Source organism: Limimaricola litoreus, from assembly GCF_024159025.1.
GTDB lineage: Bacteria > Pseudomonadota > Alphaproteobacteria > Rhodobacterales > Rhodobacteraceae > Limimaricola > Limimaricola litoreus.
Genome location: NZ_JAMYXC010000122.1, coordinates 1 through 15,438, shown reverse-complemented (window position 1 = coordinate 15,438; position 15,438 = coordinate 1). Strand labels below are relative to the sequence as shown.

15 protein-coding genes and 1 pseudogene are annotated in these 15,438 nt (G+C 68.0%); 4 read left to right on the top strand and 12 right to left on the bottom strand.

Going from position 1 to position 15,438, the window contains the following annotated elements; translation table 11 throughout:
• Positions 1-111 precede the first annotated feature (111 nt).
• From NHG85_RS08060 to NHG85_RS08040, 5 genes are all read right to left on the bottom strand, one after another.
• Complete coding sequence (locus tag NHG85_RS08060; RefSeq protein WP_253331381.1) at positions 112-654, bottom strand: L,D-transpeptidase; 543 nt, start codon at positions 652-654, stop codon at positions 112-114.
• 148 nt (positions 655-802) lie between these two features.
• Positions 803-2,299 (bottom strand): replicative DNA helicase, encoded by a 1,497-nt coding sequence (locus NHG85_RS08055; protein WP_253331380.1) that lies wholly within the window; start codon positions 2,297-2,299, stop codon positions 803-805.
• A gap of 211 nt (positions 2,300-2,510) precedes the next feature.
• Complete coding sequence (locus tag NHG85_RS08050) at positions 2,511-3,185, bottom strand: orotate phosphoribosyltransferase (RefSeq protein ID WP_253331379.1); 675 nt, start codon at positions 3,183-3,185, stop codon at positions 2,511-2,513.
• A 22-nt stretch (positions 3,186-3,207) separates the two neighbouring features.
• The gene (gene pyrC, locus NHG85_RS08045; RefSeq protein WP_253331378.1) at positions 3,208-4,260 is read right to left on the bottom strand and encodes a dihydroorotase; all 1,053 of its coding nucleotides are present in this window, start codon (positions 4,258-4,260) and stop codon (positions 3,208-3,210) included.
• A gap of 65 nt (positions 4,261-4,325) precedes the next feature.
• The gene (locus NHG85_RS08040; protein WP_253331377.1) at positions 4,326-5,279 is read right to left on the bottom strand and encodes a hypothetical protein; all 954 of its coding nucleotides are present in this window, start codon (positions 5,277-5,279) and stop codon (positions 4,326-4,328) included.
• Positions 5,280-5,527: 248 nt separating this feature from the next.
• Between NHG85_RS08040 and NHG85_RS08035 the strand changes: the two genes are divergently transcribed.
• Positions 5,528-7,663 carry an OmpA family protein gene (locus tag NHG85_RS08035; protein WP_253331376.1) on the top strand — a complete coding sequence of 712 codons (2,136 nt, stop codon included), beginning with the start codon at positions 5,528-5,530 and terminating at the stop codon, positions 7,661-7,663.
• Positions 7,664-7,800: 137 nt separating this feature from the next.
• Here NHG85_RS08035 and infC read toward each other — a convergent pair whose 3' ends face one another.
• On the bottom strand, positions 7,801-8,295 hold the full coding sequence (infC, locus tag NHG85_RS08030) for a translation initiation factor IF-3 (protein ID WP_440339809.1): 495 nt from the start codon (positions 8,293-8,295) through the stop codon (positions 7,801-7,803).
• Positions 8,296-8,525: 230 nt separating this feature from the next.
• Here infC and NHG85_RS08025 point away from each other — a divergent pair, with 230 nt between their 5' ends.
• The gene (locus NHG85_RS08025) at positions 8,526-9,116 is read left to right on the top strand and encodes a hypothetical protein (RefSeq protein ID WP_253331373.1); all 591 of its coding nucleotides are present in this window, start codon (positions 8,526-8,528) and stop codon (positions 9,114-9,116) included.
• A 102-nt stretch (positions 9,117-9,218) separates the two neighbouring features.
• On the opposite strand, the gene NHG85_RS08020 is transcribed toward NHG85_RS08025, so the two are convergent.
• From NHG85_RS08020 to NHG85_RS08000, 5 genes are all read right to left on the bottom strand, one after another.
• The gene (locus tag NHG85_RS08020; protein ID WP_253331372.1) at positions 9,219-10,049 is read right to left on the bottom strand and encodes a ferredoxin--NADP reductase; all 831 of its coding nucleotides are present in this window, start codon (positions 10,047-10,049) and stop codon (positions 9,219-9,221) included.
• 52 nt (positions 10,050-10,101) lie between these two features.
• Positions 10,102-10,509 carry a DUF934 domain-containing protein gene (locus NHG85_RS08015; protein WP_253331371.1) on the bottom strand — a complete coding sequence of 136 codons (408 nt, stop codon included), beginning with the start codon at positions 10,507-10,509 and terminating at the stop codon, positions 10,102-10,104.
• Between the two features lie 65 nt (positions 10,510-10,574).
• The gene (locus NHG85_RS08010; protein ID WP_253331370.1) at positions 10,575-11,318 is read right to left on the bottom strand and encodes a phosphoadenylyl-sulfate reductase; all 744 of its coding nucleotides are present in this window, start codon (positions 11,316-11,318) and stop codon (positions 10,575-10,577) included.
• Positions 11,308-12,990, bottom strand: a complete 1,683-nt coding sequence (locus NHG85_RS08005) for a nitrite/sulfite reductase (RefSeq protein ID WP_253331369.1) — start codon at positions 12,988-12,990, stop codon at positions 11,308-11,310. The genes NHG85_RS08010 and NHG85_RS08005 overlap by 11 nt, the downstream gene beginning before the upstream one ends.
• A gap of 2 nt (positions 12,991-12,992) precedes the next feature.
• Positions 12,993-13,292 carry a DUF2849 domain-containing protein gene (locus NHG85_RS08000; RefSeq protein ID WP_253331368.1) on the bottom strand — a complete coding sequence of 100 codons (300 nt, stop codon included), beginning with the start codon at positions 13,290-13,292 and terminating at the stop codon, positions 12,993-12,995.
• A gap of 141 nt (positions 13,293-13,433) precedes the next feature.
• Here NHG85_RS08000 and NHG85_RS07995 point away from each other — a divergent pair, with 141 nt between their 5' ends.
• A complete protein-coding gene (locus tag NHG85_RS07995) occupies positions 13,434-13,895 on the top strand; it encodes an Lrp/AsnC family transcriptional regulator (RefSeq protein WP_017928309.1) in 462 nt (153 codons plus the stop codon).
• 48 nt (positions 13,896-13,943) lie between these two features.
• Here the strand turns inward: NHG85_RS07995 and NHG85_RS07990 are convergent, their stop codons facing one another.
• Positions 13,944-15,110 carry a cytochrome P450 gene (locus NHG85_RS07990; RefSeq protein WP_253331367.1) on the bottom strand — a complete coding sequence of 389 codons (1,167 nt, stop codon included), beginning with the start codon at positions 15,108-15,110 and terminating at the stop codon, positions 13,944-13,946.
• 51 nt (positions 15,111-15,161) lie between these two features.
• On the opposite strand from NHG85_RS07990, the pseudogene NHG85_RS07985 reads away from it, so the two are divergent.
• Positions 15,162-15,438 (top strand): annotated as a pseudogene (locus NHG85_RS07985) (sensor histidine kinase); the annotation flags it as partial.

Sequence of the window (15,438 nt, the reverse complement as noted above, 5' to 3'; positions counted from 1 at the left end):
GGCGCGCGGGTCGTGCTGCTCGCCCCCGGCGCGGCTCGCGATCTGCCGCAGCCGCTGCGCGAGGCCCGGGGGCTCATGATCGAACACGTGCCCGGCATCGGCTGAGCCGCGTCAGACCACCGTGACATGCGTGCCGATGGCAACGTTCTCGTAGAGCGCCATCACGTCCTCGTTGCGCAGCCGGATGCAGCCGTTCGACACCGAGGAGCCGATGGTCTCGGGGTTGGTGGTGCCATGGATGCGGTAATAGGTGTCGCGCCCGTCGCGAAAGAGATAGAGCGCCCGCGCACCGAGCGGGTTCTCCGGCCCGCCGGGCACGCCATCGGCGTATTTCGCGTATTTCTCCGGCTCGCGCGCGATCATGTCGTCGGTGGGCCGCCACGAGGGCCACTCGGCCTTGCGCTGGATCACCGCGCCGCCCTTGAACTCCAGCCCCGCGCGTCCGACGCCGACGCCGTAGCGCATCGCCATGCCGGGGCGGCGGATGTGGTAGAGGTGGTAATCCTCGGGGATCACGTAGATGTCGCCCGGGGCGAGGCCGGGGTGCACGCGCACCTCGGTGGGGTTCAGGGCGGCGCGGTCATGCGCCAGCGCGCCGCGGGCCAGCGGCGTCGAGAGGGCTGCGAGAAGCAGGCTGCGGCGGGTCAGGGTCATGCGGGGTCTCCTTGTCGCGCAACCGCGCCCCGACGGATCGGGGCCCGGCCTTGCTTCAAGGAAGGGTGGGGACGCGCGATGGTCAAGCACCACCCGGCTGTTATCCGATGACGCCCCTTGCAAGACAGGGGGTCGGCGCGGGGCCGCTTCAGAAATCGCGCGGGGCGGCGCCGTCCTGCCAAGGCTTGATCAGGTTGCCAAAGCGGGTGAACCGGCCCTCGAAGCTCAGATCGACCGAGCCGATGGGGCCGTGGCGCTGCTTGCCGATGATGACCTCGGCCTTGCCGTGCAGCCGCTCCATCTCGTCCTGCCAGACGGCCATCTTGTCCATCTCGTGGTCGCCCGGCTTCTCGCGCTCCTTGTAGTATTCCTCGCGGAACACGAACATCACCACGTCGGCGTCCTGCTCGATCGAGCCGGATTCGCGCAGGTCGGAGAGCTGCGGGCGCTTGTCCTCGCGGCTTTCCACCTGGCGCGAGAGCTGCGACAGCGCCACCACGGGGATGTCGAGCTCCTTGGCGATGGCCTTGAGGCCCTGGCTGATCTCGGAGATCTCGTTGACCCGGTTCTCGCCCTTGCCGGTGCCCTTCACCAGCTGCAGGTAGTCGACGAAAAGCGCGTCGAGCCCATGCGTCCGCTTGAGGCGCCGCGCGCGGGCGGCAAGCTGGCTGATCGGCAGGGCGGGGGTGTCGTCGATGTAGAGCGGGCAGCTTTCGAGCTGCTTGGCGGCATCGACGAAGCGGCGGAACTCGGTCTCGGTCATGTCGCCGCGGCGGATCTGCTCGGAGGGCACTTCGGAGGCCTCCGACAGGATACGCGCGGCGAGCTGCTCGGCCGACATCTCGAGGCTGTAGAAGCCGACGACGCCGCCGTTGACCGCGCCTTCGGTGCCGTCATGGGTGATGCCGCGCTTGTAGGCCTTGGCAATGTTGAAGGCGATATTGGTCGCGAGCGAGGTCTTGCCCATCGAGGGGCGCCCGGCGAGGATCAGAAGGTCCGAGCGGTGCAGGCCGCCGAGCTTCTTGTCGAGATCGACGAGGCCCGTCGAGACGCCGGCGAGGCCGCCGTCGCGCTGGTAGGCGGCGTTGGCGACCTTCACCGCGTCGGTGACGGCGCGCAAGAAGGACTGGAAGCCGCTCTCGGAGCTGCCCTGCTCGGCCAGCTTGTAGAGCTTCTGCTCGGCCTCGACGATCTGCTCCTTGGGCTCGGAGGAGACCTCGACCTTGGCGGCGCGGTCGGCGATGTCGCGCCCCAGCCCGATCAGCTCGCGCCGGATCGCCAGATCGTAGATCATCTGCGCATAGTCGCGCGCGGCAAAGCCCGAGATCGCCGCCCCTGCGAGGCGGGCGAGATAGGCGGGTCCGCCCAGCTCCTTGAGCCCCTCGTCGTCTTCGAGAAAGGTCTTGAGCGTCACCGGCGAGGCCAGCGCGTTCTTGGCGATGCGCTGGGCCGCCACGTCGAAGATGCGGGCATGGACCGGATCGTAGAAGTGATCCTTCGACACGATCATCGCGATCCGGTCGAACACGTCGTTATTGGTCAGGATCGCGCCCAGGAGCTGCTGCTCGGCCTCGATCGAATGCGGCATCTGGTCCGGCTTCGCCTCTTCGAGCGCGCCCGGACGGAATGTCGTGATCTCGTTCATCGCATCTACCCCATGGCCCCGCGCGCCGTGCCCGCGGCGCGTATCGACGCTGATAGACAGCGATGGGGCGGGGACGCAACTTGTATAAGGCTGTGGAAAACCGGTGGAGAAGCCGCGCCCTGCCACATATTGGCGCGCGTGCCCCCCTCGGGTCAACATCTGGTTTACGCAGGGGCAGATCGGTCGGCTATTCCAAGCCGACCGTCACCTCTCAGCCACGCGCCGCGGCCCAGCCCCCGGGGTTGCGCAGGTAGCGTTCGACCTCGTCGAGCGTGTCCTTGTCGAAGGCTTCGCTATTGCGCGCCTCGGCCAGCACGTCCCACCAGGTGCACAGGTGGATGAGGCCGATGCCATGCTCGGCGAGGGATTCGGTCACGCCCTCGAAGATGCCATAGTAGAAGATCACCGCCGTCCAGTCGCAGGTGGCGCCGGTGTCGCGGATCGCCTCGACGAAGCTGAGCTTGGAGCCGCCATCGGTGGTCAGATCTTCGACCAGAAGCGCGCGCTGGCCCTCGCGCATTTCGCCCTCGATCCGGGCGTTGCGGCCATACCCTTTCGGCTTCTTGCGCACGTAGCTCATCGGCAGCGCCATGCGCTCGGCCACCATGGCGGCAAAGGGGATACCCGCCGTCTCGCCGCCGGCGATGTTGTCGAAGGCCTCGAATCCCGCCTCGCGCATGATCGAGACGCTGAGGAAATCCATCACCGTGGCGCGGATGCGCGGAAAGGAGATGAGCTTGCGGCAATCGACGTAAGTCGGCGCCTGCTTGCCGCTCGCATGGGTGAAGGGCTCGGTCGCGTTGAACTGGACCGCGCCGATCTCCAGCAGCATGCGCGCCGTCAGCCGCGCGATCTCGTCCTTCGGGGGGTAGCCGGTGGGAATCATCGGTATCTCTTCGTCGTGAGGGTCAGTCTTCGACGCGCCAATGCAGCGCGAAACCGGGGTCGAACAGGGTGACGGGGCCGTCGCCGGTCTCGATCCGCTCGGGGTAGGTGACGGGCGCGCCCTTCACCATGGTGATGGTCTCCTCGTTCGGCGGCAGCCTGTAAAAGCGCGGCCCGTTGAGCGAGGTGAAGGCTTCGAGCGCGCCGAGCCGTCCGGCCGCCTCGAACACCTCGGCGAGGCACGACATGGTGTTGGGCGCAGTGAAGATGCCCGCGCAGCCGCAGGGCTGCAGCTTGGCCGGATCGCTGTGCGGCGCGCTGTCGGTGCCGAGGAAGAAGCGCGGATCGCCCGAGACCGCCGCCTGCACCAGCGCCACGCGGTGCCGCTCGCGCTTGGCCACCGGCAGGCAGTAGTAATGCGGCTTGATGCCGCCGGCGAGGATGTGGTTGCGGTTGATGATCAGGTGATGCGTGGTGATCGTCGCGGCGAGGTTGCGCGGGCTGTCACGCACGTAGTCCACCGCATCCGCCGTCGTCACATGCTCCATGACGATGCGCAGGTCCGGCGTCCTGCGGCGGATCGGCTTGAGCACCCGGTCGATGAACGCCGCCTCGCGGTCGAAGATGTCGATCGCGCCATCGGTGACCTCGCCGTGCACGCACAGCGGCATGCCGATCTCGGCCATGGTCTCGAGCACGGGGCGCACCTTGTCGAAATCGCGCACGCCGGAGGCGGAGTTGGTCGTGGCCCCGGCGGGGTAGAGCTTTACCGCGGTGGCGATGCCGTCGCGATGGGCGCGGCGCACGTCCTCGGGGTCGGTCTCCTCGGTGAGATAGAGCGTCATCAGCGGCGTGAAACCCGAGCCCTCGGGCAAGGCCGCGCGGATGCGCTCGCGGTAGGCCTCGGCCTGCGCCGCGGTGACGACGGGCGGCACGAGGTTGGGCATGATGATGGCGCGGCCGAAATGGCGGGCGCTCTCGGGGGCCACGGCAGCAAGCATCGCGCCGTCGCGCAGGTGCAGGTGCCAGTCGTCGGGGCGGCGGAGGGTGATCGAGGTGGGGCGTGCGTCTTTCATGGGCTTGCCTTACACCGCGCTGCCGGGCCTGACCATAGGTCACGGCCCCCGCGGGCCGCCCTGCCTCAGCCGGCGCGCGACACCGCCGTGGGCCGGGGCCGGGCGGCCTCGGGCAGGGCGCGCAGCCGCTCGGCGAAATAGGCCGCCTCGCCGGTCCGCAGGCCCCTTTGGCAAAGCTGCGCCAGCCAATCGGGCCGATCGAGCGATTCGACCTGGCGCAGCAGGCCGCGCAGGTAGAGCGCATTGTCGTGCCGGGCGCGCCAGAGCCGGGCAAAGGCGGCGCGGTCGAGCCGGTCTTCCATCGCCAGATCCAGAAGCGCGGGACTGACGCCGGTCTGGTCGAGGATCTGTTCGAGCCGGGTGCCGGAATGCGCGGCGCGCAGCGTCGTCACATTGGGCCGCCGGAACAGCGCCGCGTGGATCGAATCGGCGGCATGGCGCGGATCGTGCAGGACGACGGCTCGCGCGGCCGCGTCGAGCATCTCGGGCGCATAGCCGTAGCGGCTGGTGAAATCGAGCCGCCGCGCGGAGAGGTGCCGCCGGTCCCATCCCGCGATCTCGGGATCGAGCGTCGCCACCGGGCGCAGCGCCAGCACCCGCGCGCCGGGGGCGGCGACCGAATAGGCGGCGGCGGCATAGCCGCCCGCGTGGTGGCCGTAGAACAGCACCCGCTCGAAATCCTCGAAGAAGCCCTCGTCGACGAGCCGATCGACATAGCCCCAGACGCGCGGCGTGCGAAACCAGCCATCGCCCTCGGCAACGAGCGAGAGCACCGACCAGCCGTTGCGCGCCCAGCCCTCCAGCCCGCGCGGCAGGGCGCGCGGCCTGCGCCGGATCGCGTCGCGCGTCTCGAAGGTGATCAGCAGCCGCGGCCCCGCATCGATGAACAGCGTCACATGATCGGAGCCGAGCCGTTCGTAATAGCCGTGCTCTTCGCCGATCCGGTCGAGGCCCGCGTGCCAGTCCGCCGGGGACAGGCCACTCAGGTCGAGATCCGGAACGGTCGTGGTGTCGGTCATCTGGCGCTCCGTCGCTGGGGGATGCACGACGCGGCATCCCATGGCTGTTCAAAATCTTGCGCGAATACGGCGGAAGTTGGCAAGACGGGTGCTCATTTATCGTCGCGGCCTATGCCCGCGTCGCCGCATGTCGGGCGGGTGTTATTGCATAGCCACCGGGCAGGAGGGAACCCGGTGAGGTGCCGCAGGCGTTGCCATCACGACGCCGTCGTCGTGGATCACGCCGCGCGGCCCGAGAGGAGATACGAATGACGCGAACCTATCGAACCGGCACGGCACTGGCGGCCAGCCTGTCGTTGCTTCTTCCCCATGCGGGGGGCTTTGCCCAGGCGCAGGGCGCTTCGGGGCAGTCGGATGTCACCGGCCCGCTGTTTTGCATCGACGGCGCCGCCCCGCCCTGTGCGCAGGAACCGCAATCGGGCACGTCGCTGCTGGAGCTGCCGATCGAGGCGCTGCAGGCGCTCGCCGAGGCGGGCGAGCTGGACGATGCGCTGTTGGCGCCCTACGGGCTGTCGGTGGAGCTTCTGGGTGAAGGCACCAAGAAGGAGATCCGCCAGGCGCTGAAGGCGGCCCGCCAGGCCGAGCGCCGCGCAGCCCGCAAGGCCGAACGGCAGACCGACGGCAACGCCGCGGCGGAGACGGACTCCGCCGATGCGCAGGCCGAGGCCGATGTGCAGGCCGAAGCAGAGACCGCGAAGGACGCTCGCAAGGACGCACGCAAGGCCGAGAAGCAGGCCGAGCTGGAAGCCGCCGCCGAAGCCGGGACTGCTGCCGAGAGCGAGCAGGCCAAGGCTGAGAAGGCGGCACGCAAGGCCGCGCGCAAGGCCGAGAAGCAGGCCGAGCTGGAAGCCGCCGCCGAAGCCGAGACTGCTGCCGAGAGCGAGCAGGCCAAGGCCGAGAAGGCGGCGCGCAAGGCCGCACGCAAGGCCGAGAAGCAGGCCGAACTGGAAGCCGCCGCCGAAGCCGAGACTGCTGCCGAGAGCGAGCAGGCCAAGGCGGAGAAGGCGGCGCGCAAGGCCGCGCGCAAGGCCGAGAAGCAGGCCGAACTGGAAGCCGCCGCCGAAGCCGAGGCTGCCGCCGAAAGCGAGCAGGCTGAGGCCGATATGCAGGCCGAGGCCGAAGCAGAGGCCGCGAAGGATGCGCGCAAGGCCGAGAAGCAGGCCGCGCTCGAAGCCGAAGCCGAAGCCACCGCGGAAGCGGAAGCGCAAGCCGAGGCGCAGCCGAAGCTGACGCCCGAGGAGCGCGCGGAGCGCCGGGCCAAGCGGGCGGCCCGCCGGGCCGAACGCCGCGCCCAAGCCGAACAGGACGAGATCGATCCCACCGCGAATGAGCCGCAGGAGGCCGTCGCCGCCGCCAGCAGCGCGGATGCGCAGACCGCGAGCGAAGTCACCGAGACCGAGATCGACGAGGAGAACTCGCGCCAGAGCGACGAGGAGTTCGAGGCCAGCGTCGGCGCCGAAGCCGAGATCGAGGCCGACGAGGATGACGACGGGCTGTCGAACTTCCAAAAAGCGCTGCTCGTTGGCATCGGCGCGGTGACCGTGGGCTCGCTGCTCAACAATGGCCGCGAGGTCGTCGCCAATACGGGCGACCGTGTGGTGGTCGAGGGCGACGACGGGCTCGAGATCTACCGCGACGACGACGCGCTGCTGCGCCAGCCCGGCGCCGATCTGCGGACCGAGACCTTCTCGGATGGCTCGACGCGCTCCACCCTCACCCGCGAGGACGGCACCCAGGTGGTGACGATCCGCAACGCGGAAGGCCGGGTGCTGCGCCGCAGCCGCATCTTCGCGGACGGCACCGAGGTCGAGCTGTTCGACGATCTGGCCCAGTCCGAGCCGGTCGATGTGCGCAGCCTGCGCGAAATGGAGCCCGAGCCGGTCACGGTTTCGGCCTCCGACCGCGAGGCGCTGCTGGCGGCGCTGCGCGCCGAGCAGGTGGTGGATACCGGACGCAGCTACAGCCTGCGCCAGGTGCGCGAGATCCAGGCGGTGCGCGCGCTCGTCCCGGCGATCGATCTCGACACGCTGACCTTCGACACCGGCTCGGCGGCACTGCGCCCCGAGCAGGCCGGGGCCCTGGTCGATCTGGGTCTGCTGATCGAGGATCGGCTGGCCGAGAACCCGCGCGAGGTGTTCCTGATCGAGGGTCACACCGACGCGGTGGGCGACGACGCCTACAACCTCGCGCTGTCGGACCGGCGCGCCGAGACGGTGGCGCTGGCGCTGACCGAGACCTTCGACATTCCGCCCGAGAACCTCGTCGTGCAGGGGTACGGCGAGCGCTATCTCAAAGTGAACTCCGAGCAGAGCGTCGAGGCCAACCGCCGCGCCACGGTGCGCCGGATCACGCCGCTGCTGCAGCAGGTCGCCTCGGCGCAGTGATGCGCAGGCCATGAACGAGGACGGGCCGCCCCATGGGCGGCCCGTTCGCTTTCACTCCGCCGCATTGCAGGGGAGTGAAACGACATCAGGCCGCCCCGGGGGGCGGCCTGTCGCATCACTCATGCCGGATCGCGGTCCTACTTCTGGACAGGGCCGATCATCATGACCATCTGACGGCCTTCCATCTTCGGCATGTTCTCGACCTTGCCGATTTCGGAGACGTCGCTGGCAACTCGTTCGAGCAGCTCGCGGCCCAGCTCCTGGTGCGCCATCTCGCGGCCGCGGAAGCGCAGCGTCACCTTCACCTTGTCGCCGCCTTCGAGGAAACGCAGCACGTTGCGCATCTTCACGCCGTAGTCGTTCGAATCGGTGTTGGGCCGGAACTTGACCTCCTTGATCTCGAAGGTCTTCTGGTTCTTGCGCGCCTCGGCCTCTTTCTTCTGGGTCTCGTATTTGAACTTGCCGAAATCCATGATCTTGCAGACCGGGGGCACGGCATTGGGCGAAATCTCGACGAGGTCGAGACCGGCCTCTTCGGCCAGCGTCAGGCCGCGCTCGGGCGTGACGACGCCGATGTTTTCGCCGTTCTGTCCGATCAGTCGGATTTCGGCCACGCGAATACGATCATTGATCCGGGGGCCGGTGTCGCGCGTGGGCGGCGCGTTATGTGGTCTGCGGGCTATGGTGCAAGTCCTTCGGTTGTTCGATTGGGTAGGGCGAAAGGTAGTCGCCCCGGTAGTGCGTTTCAAGCCGCAAAACAAGGCCAATACGCGTCCCGTGCTTCCCTCCCAAGGTGGCTTCTGCCATAGGCCGTGCTATGTGAGCCGACAAAGGTTCAGGATTTTCAGCAAGGATGAGCACAATGATGAAGATTGTCGGCATCATCGTCGCCGCGGTGCTCGCGGTCGTCGTGGTGACAAGCATCTGGGGCGGCGACGACGCCGAGGTCACGACGAACTCCGCCACCGACGACGGCGGCATCGACCAGCTGGCCGAAGCCCCCACCGCTGATATCGTCGATGACGAGGCCGAGGCGCCCGCCGCGGATATCGAGCCCAACGACGAGATGGGCGAAATCACACCGCCCGAAGGCGGCGCCGCCGACACCGAGGCGCTGACCGAGGAAGTCGAAGAAGAAACCGTCCCCGCGCCCGAGGGCAGCGAGCCGGTGGTCCTGATGGACGACGTGAACCTCGCCGAGGAAGTGGAGCAGGAGGCCGAAGAGGCGCTCGGCACCGAGGCCGCCGGCACCAACGAGGGGCTCGCCATCCTCGAGGAGGCGCTCGCGCCCGAGACCTTCGATTACGAGGCGGTGCAGCAGGCGATCTCCGACAGCGCGCTCGAGAGCGGCCGTCGCGAGCAGCTGGCCACCGCGCTGGAGCGCGCGCGCCGCTACCCCGCGATCCGCGATTCGCTGCTGGAGGATATCCGCGCCGAGCTGGGCATCGAGTGACCCTTCGCGTGGCCCGGGTGACCGGGCCGCGCATCTTGCGACATGAAAAAACGCCGCGCGGATCGCTCCGCGCGGCGTTTTTTCATGCGATGTGGCTGTGGATCAGCCGACGAAGGCCTTTTCGATCACGAACTCGGCCGGGTCGGAATTGGCGCCCTCGCGCAGCCCCGCGCCTTCCAGAAGCGCCTTGATGTCGAGGTTGAAGGCGAGGCTGCCGCAGACCATGGCCCGGTCGGTCTCGGGGTCGAGCGCGGGCACGTCGAGATCCGCGAAGACCTCGCCATTCTCGATCAGATGAGTGATCCGGCCCATCTTGGCGCTCTCTTCGCGCGTGGTGGTCGGGTAGTAGACCAGCTTGTCGAGGTTCTCCTCGCCGATCAGCTCGCGCAGCATCTCGTCGGTCTTGACGCTTTCGACCAGCTCCCGGCCATAGGTCAGCTCGGCCACGTCGCGGCAGGTGTGCGTGACGATGACCTGCTCGAACTTCTGATAGGTCTCGGGATCGCGCAGGAGCGAGGCGAAGGGTGCAAAGCCCGTGCCGGTCGAAAAGAGCCACAGCCGCTTGCCGGGGATCAGCGCGTCATGCACCAGCGTGCCCACGGGCTTGGGGCGCAGGATGACATGATCGCCTTCCTGAATGTGCTGCAGCTTCGAGGTGAGCGGGCCGTCGGCCACCTTGATCGAGTAGAACTCCAGCTCCTCGTCCCAATTGGGCGAGGCGATGGAATAGGCGCGCATCAGCGGCTTGCCGTTGTCGCCCATCAGCCCGATCATCACGAACTCGCCCGAGCGGAAACGCAAGGATGCCGGCCGGGTGATCCGGAACGAGAACAGGCTGTCGGTGTAGTGCCGCACGGCGGTGACGACCTGCGCATCGGGGGATTGGGCCACGCGGGCGGCGTTGGTCTGGGTCACTGGGCTTTGCTCGGTCATGTCTTTCTCGCTCGGCTCGAATAGGGGAGGGGGCGGGCGGGGTAAAGGCGGCTCAGCCGCGCAGCCGCGCCTGGTAGTCGTGGGCTTTCCAGTCAGCACGGGCCAGCCACTGGTCCTCGGGCTGACGCTCGGCCAGATCGTCGGAGATCTCGACCTCGTCGAAACCCGAACGCCGGGCCATGGCGTATTGATCCGCGATCACGTGACCGGCCGCGCGCAGACGACCCGTGAAACCCAAGGAACGCAGGTCGCGCCCATGGGTAAAGCCGCGCCCGTCGGAAAAGGCGGGGAAGGTCACGCGGATCGCCGCGATCTCGCCCAGCCGGCCCACCAGAGCGCGGGCATCGTCGGCGGGGGCGATCTCGATCGCGGTGTCCTCGGCGCCCGCCTCGGCCAGCGGCACGAAGCCGCCTTCGAAATCATCGGGGCCAAAGCCCTTGTCGGTCACGATCACGCTCATCTCGTCCTCTCGGGGCCGCGCCCCTGTTCATCTTTCTTCAGATACGCAGATCCGACATGTCGGTCTCAAGCGTCGGCGGGCTTGCCGCGCACCATTTTCCCGTTCACGAAATGGATCCCGCATTCTTCCTTGTCGCTGTCGCGCCAACGCCCGGCGCGGGGGTCTTCGCCGGCCTCCACCTTGCTCGTGCAGGGCGCGCAGCCGATCGAGGGGTAGCCTTGCGCCACCAGCGGGTGACGCGGCAGGCGGTTCTCGGCGATATAGTCCTGCAGGTCGGCGCTGGTCCAGTGCGCGAGCGGGTTGATCTTGATCCGCAGGTCGTCCTCGTTCTCGAAGAACTCCAGCGCCGCGCGCGTTTTGCCCTGGTAGCGCTTGCGCCCGGTGATCCAGCTGTCGAAGCCGGAAAGCGCCCTCTGCAGCGGCTCGGTCTTGCGAATGGCACAGCACAGATCGGTGTTCGAGCGGTGCAGCAGATTCTCAGGGTCGTGCTCGGCCAAGGCCTCGGGGCGGGCCTTGATGGTCCGCATGTCGGTGAAACGCAGCCTTTGGGTCAGATCCTGCTGGTAGGCCAGCGTCTCGGGAAACAGCATCTCGGTGTCGACGAAGAGCACCGGGGTGGTGCGATCGATCACCGAGACGAGGTGCAAGAGCACCACCGATTCCGCGCCAAAGGAGCTGACCATGGCGATCCGGCCGAGCGCATGCTCGGCCAGCGCCTTTTCCAGCACCGCCGTGGCCCCGTGGTGCCGGTAGCGGGCGTTCAGATCGGCGACGGTCTCGTCGATGCGATGCGGCGTGTCATGCAGCATCGGCCCGCTCCCGTTTCGCCTCCTGCTCGGGGTAGAGCACCGCCTTGAACGGCGCCGGCCCGAGGCGGCGATAGGCCGCGAGGAAGCTTTCCTCGGGGCTGGAGCGCAGGTCGAGATAGCCAAGCACCAGCCGCTCGATCGCGGGCACGATCTCATCGGCCGAAAAGCCGGGCCCGGCGCGCTCGCCGATGCTCGCCGTCTCGTCGCCCGAGCCGCCCAGCGTCACCTGGTAGTTCTCCACGCCCGCGCGGTCGAGCCCGAGGATGCCGATATGGCCCACGTGGTGATGGCCGCAGGCGTTGATGCAGCCCGAAATCTTGATCTTGAGCGGGCCGACATCGTGCTCGAGCTTGAGCTCTTCAAAGCGCAGCGCGATCTGCTGAGCGACGGGAATCGAGCGGGCCGTGGCCAGCGCGCAGTAATCCATGCCGGGGCAGGCGATGATGTCCGAGACCAGCCCGATGTTGGCCGCGGCGAGGTCGTGCTCGCGTAGGCGAGCGTAAAGCGCGGGCAGGTCCGACTTGTGGACATGCGGGAGGATCACGTTCTGCTCGTGGCTGATGCGCAGCTCGTTGTGGCCGTAGAGATCGGCCAAATCGGCCAGCGCGCGCATCTGCTCGGCGGTGGCGTCGCCCGGCGTCTGGCCCGGCTTCTTGAGCGAGACGGAGACGATGGCGTAGCCCTCGGCGCGGTGCGCGGTGAGGTTGGTGTCGGCCCAGGAGCGGAACAGCGGGTCGGCCTCGTAGGCCGCGTCATAGGCATCGACCGGTGCGTTGCGCCAGGCGGGCGGCGCGAACTGGGCGCGGATCTCTTCGAAGAGTTTCACGTCCACGCCCGAAAAGGCGGGCTTGGTGCGGGCGAACTGTTCGTTCACCGCGTCGCGGAAGGCGTCGAGGCCGTTCTCGAAGACGGTGATCTTGATGCGCGCCTTGTACTTGTTGTCGCGCCGGCCCAGCAGGTTGTAGGCGGCGACGATCGCCTCGCAATAGGGCAGCAGGTCCTCTTGCGACACGAACTCCTCGATCACCTTGCCGATCATCGGGGTCCGGCCGAGACCGCCGCCGACCAGCAGCTTGTAGCCGATCTCGCCCTTCGCGTTCTCGACGATCTGGATGCCGATGTCATGCGCCTGGATCACCGCACGGTCATGCGCGGCCCCGGTGACGGCGATCTTGAACTTGCGCGGCAGGAACTGGAACTCGGGGTGGTCGGTCGACCACTGGCGCAAAAGCTCGGCCACGGGGCGCGGATCGGCGATCTCGTCCTGCGCGGCACCGGCGAAATGGTCGGCGGTCACGTTGCGGATCGTGTTGCCGGAGGTCTGGATCGCATGCAGCCCGACATCGGCCAGCGCCTGCAGCATGTCCGGCACGTCGCTCAGCGCGGGCCAGTTGTACTGAATGTTCTGGCGGGTGGTGAAATGGCCATAGCCACGGTCCCACTTCTCGGCCAGCAGCGCCAGCGTGCGCATCTGGTCGGAGTTGAGCGTGCCGTAGGGGATCGCCACGCGCAGCATGTAGGCGTGCAGCTGGAGATACAGGCCGTTCATCAGGCGCAGGGGGCGGAACTCCTCCTCCTTGAGCGAGCCATCGATCCGGCGCTCCACTTGGCCGCGGAACTGGTTGACGCGCTCTTGTACGAAGGCGCGGTCGAAGTCGTTGTAGTGATACATGCTCAGAGCTCCACCTGCTTGCCGTGGGCGTAGTTCGACGGGCCGCGGGTGCGGAAGGTCTCGCGGAAATGCGTGGGCTCGGGGCCGGCGGCCCCCGCGACGGCATCGGCCAGATAGGGGCCGACGACAAGATCGGCTTGGCTTTGCGCCGCAAGAAGCCGCAGCTCGGCATGGGCCTCTTCGTCCATCAGCTCGGCCTCGCGCATGTCCGGGGTCCAGCGCCCGTCGGCGGTCAGCCAGACGGCATCGCCTTCGAGAAGGCGGTTGGCGGTCACGACCTTGGGCGTGAACTTGCGGGGCATGGCGCGATCTCCGTCCTGTGTTCTGAGGCTGATATAGGACATCCGTCTTGCTTTTGGCCAGCCGCACGGGCAGATAAGGAATGCGTGTTCCTGCCTATGCGATTTGTGGGACATGCGTTCCGGAATGAAGAAAGGCCGCGAATGTCGTTCCAACCCGACGAGATCGACCGGAAGATCCTGATCGAACTGCAGCGCGATGCGGGCCGGTCGCTCGACGAGATCGCCAAATCGGTGGGCTCCTCCAAGACCCCGGTCTGGAACCGGATCCGCAAGATGCGCGAGCGCGGCATCATCGGGCCGCAGACGGTGGTGCTCGATGCCGAGGCGCTGGGCTTCGAGGCTTGCTTCTTCGTGCTGATCCGCACGAGCGCGCATGAGGCCGACTGGCAGGCCAAGTTCCTCGCCACGCTGCGCGACCGGCCCGAGGTGCAGGAGGCGCACCGGCTGGCGGGCGACATCGACTACATCCTGAAGGTCAGGGTGCGCAACGCGCGCGCCTATGACGCCTTTTACCAGGCGCTGATCGCCGAGGTGCGGGTGCAGAGCGTCACGGCGCTGCTGTCGATGGAGGAGATCAAGTCGACCGTTGCCCTGCCGCTCTGAGGGAGGGCGATGAGCCTGCCGCTCTGAAAAGGTGCGAAGCCGACTCTCCTAGAAGGCCCGCACCATCAGCCGATCGAACCCGTGGAACGGGTAGAGCCCGGCATAGCGCGGCGGTTCGACCAGCGCGAGATCGGGGCAGTGGCGCATCAGGGAGGTGAGCGCGATCCGCATCTCCAGCCGCGCGAGCGGCGCGCCGACACAGAAATGGATGCCCGCGCCGAACCCCATATGCGCCGGCCCCTTGCGGGTGGGATCGAAGCGGTGCGGGTCGGCATAGGCTTCGGGGTCGCGGTTGGCCGCGCCCAGCAGGCAGGCGATCCGGTCGCCGCGCGCGAAGCGCTGGCCGAAGATCTCCAGATCCTCGTAGACCCAGCGGGTGAACATGTGCAGCGGCGGATCGAGCCTGAGCAGCTCCTCGACGCAGGGCGCGTCGATCTCGCGGTGGTCCTGCTCCAGCAGCACCCTCACCGCGTTGCCCAGGGAATGCACCGTCGCCTCGTGGCCCGCGTTCAAGAGCAGGATGCAGGTCGAGATCAGCTCCTCTGTGGTCAGCTTCTCGCCTTCCTGCTCGGCGGCGATCAGCTCCGAGATCAGGTCATCGCCGGGCGTGCGGCGCTTGTCGGCGACATAGACCGCGAGAAAATCGCAAAAGGCCTGCGTCGCCATTTCGGCGGCGTCCTCCATGGTGCGGGTGCGGCCCGCCTGATACATGCCGACCATGGCGTTGGACCAGGCCAGAAGATCGTCGGCCCGGCTTTCGGGCAGGCCCATGAGCCGCGCGATGATGATCACCGGCACCTGCCGCGCATAGGCGTCGAGCAGGTCGAAGGAGCCTTGCGGAAACCCGTCGATCAGCCGGTGGCACAGCGCCTCGATCTCGGGCGCGAGGGCGTTGATCCGCCGCGAGGTGAAGGCGTGCAGCACCAGCTTGCGCAGCCGCGTATGGGCGGGCGGCTCGAGCTCCAGCATGGAATGCGCCTCGCAGGCGTAGAAGGCGGCGAGGTGATCGGGGATCTCGGGCGCGCGCTCGACCGGCGCCTCTCGCCCCATGCGCCTGTCGCGCAGGATCGCCGAGACCTCGGCATGGCCCACGGCGCAGGCCATCTCGTAATCGGTCCAGTAGAACAGCGGCCCCGCCGCTCGCGCCCGGTCGTAGAACGGGTAGGGGTCCTGCACGAAGGCGGCATCGGTCGGGGACTGTGTTAACTTTTGCATGACAAGACCGTGACCCGTGGCTCTGGTCTTGGCAAGCGCGCAGGCGATAGAATGCCCCGGATGGATGGATCGCGGATCAGGCGGGCGCTGCGGGTGCTCGGTTTTCTGGCACTGGTGGCCGCGCTTGCGCTGGCGGTGCAGCATTGGGGCTACCGCGCCGCGCTGTCGGAGATGTCGCGCCGCGGCGCCTCGGACCTGGCGCTGGCCTCCGACCGGCTCACCGGCGAGCTGCAGCGCTACCGCCAGCTTTCGGTGCTGACCGCGCGGCACCCCTATCTCGCGCCGCGTCTGCGCGGGCCGGATGCGGGCCGGGCCGAGGCGCTGCTGC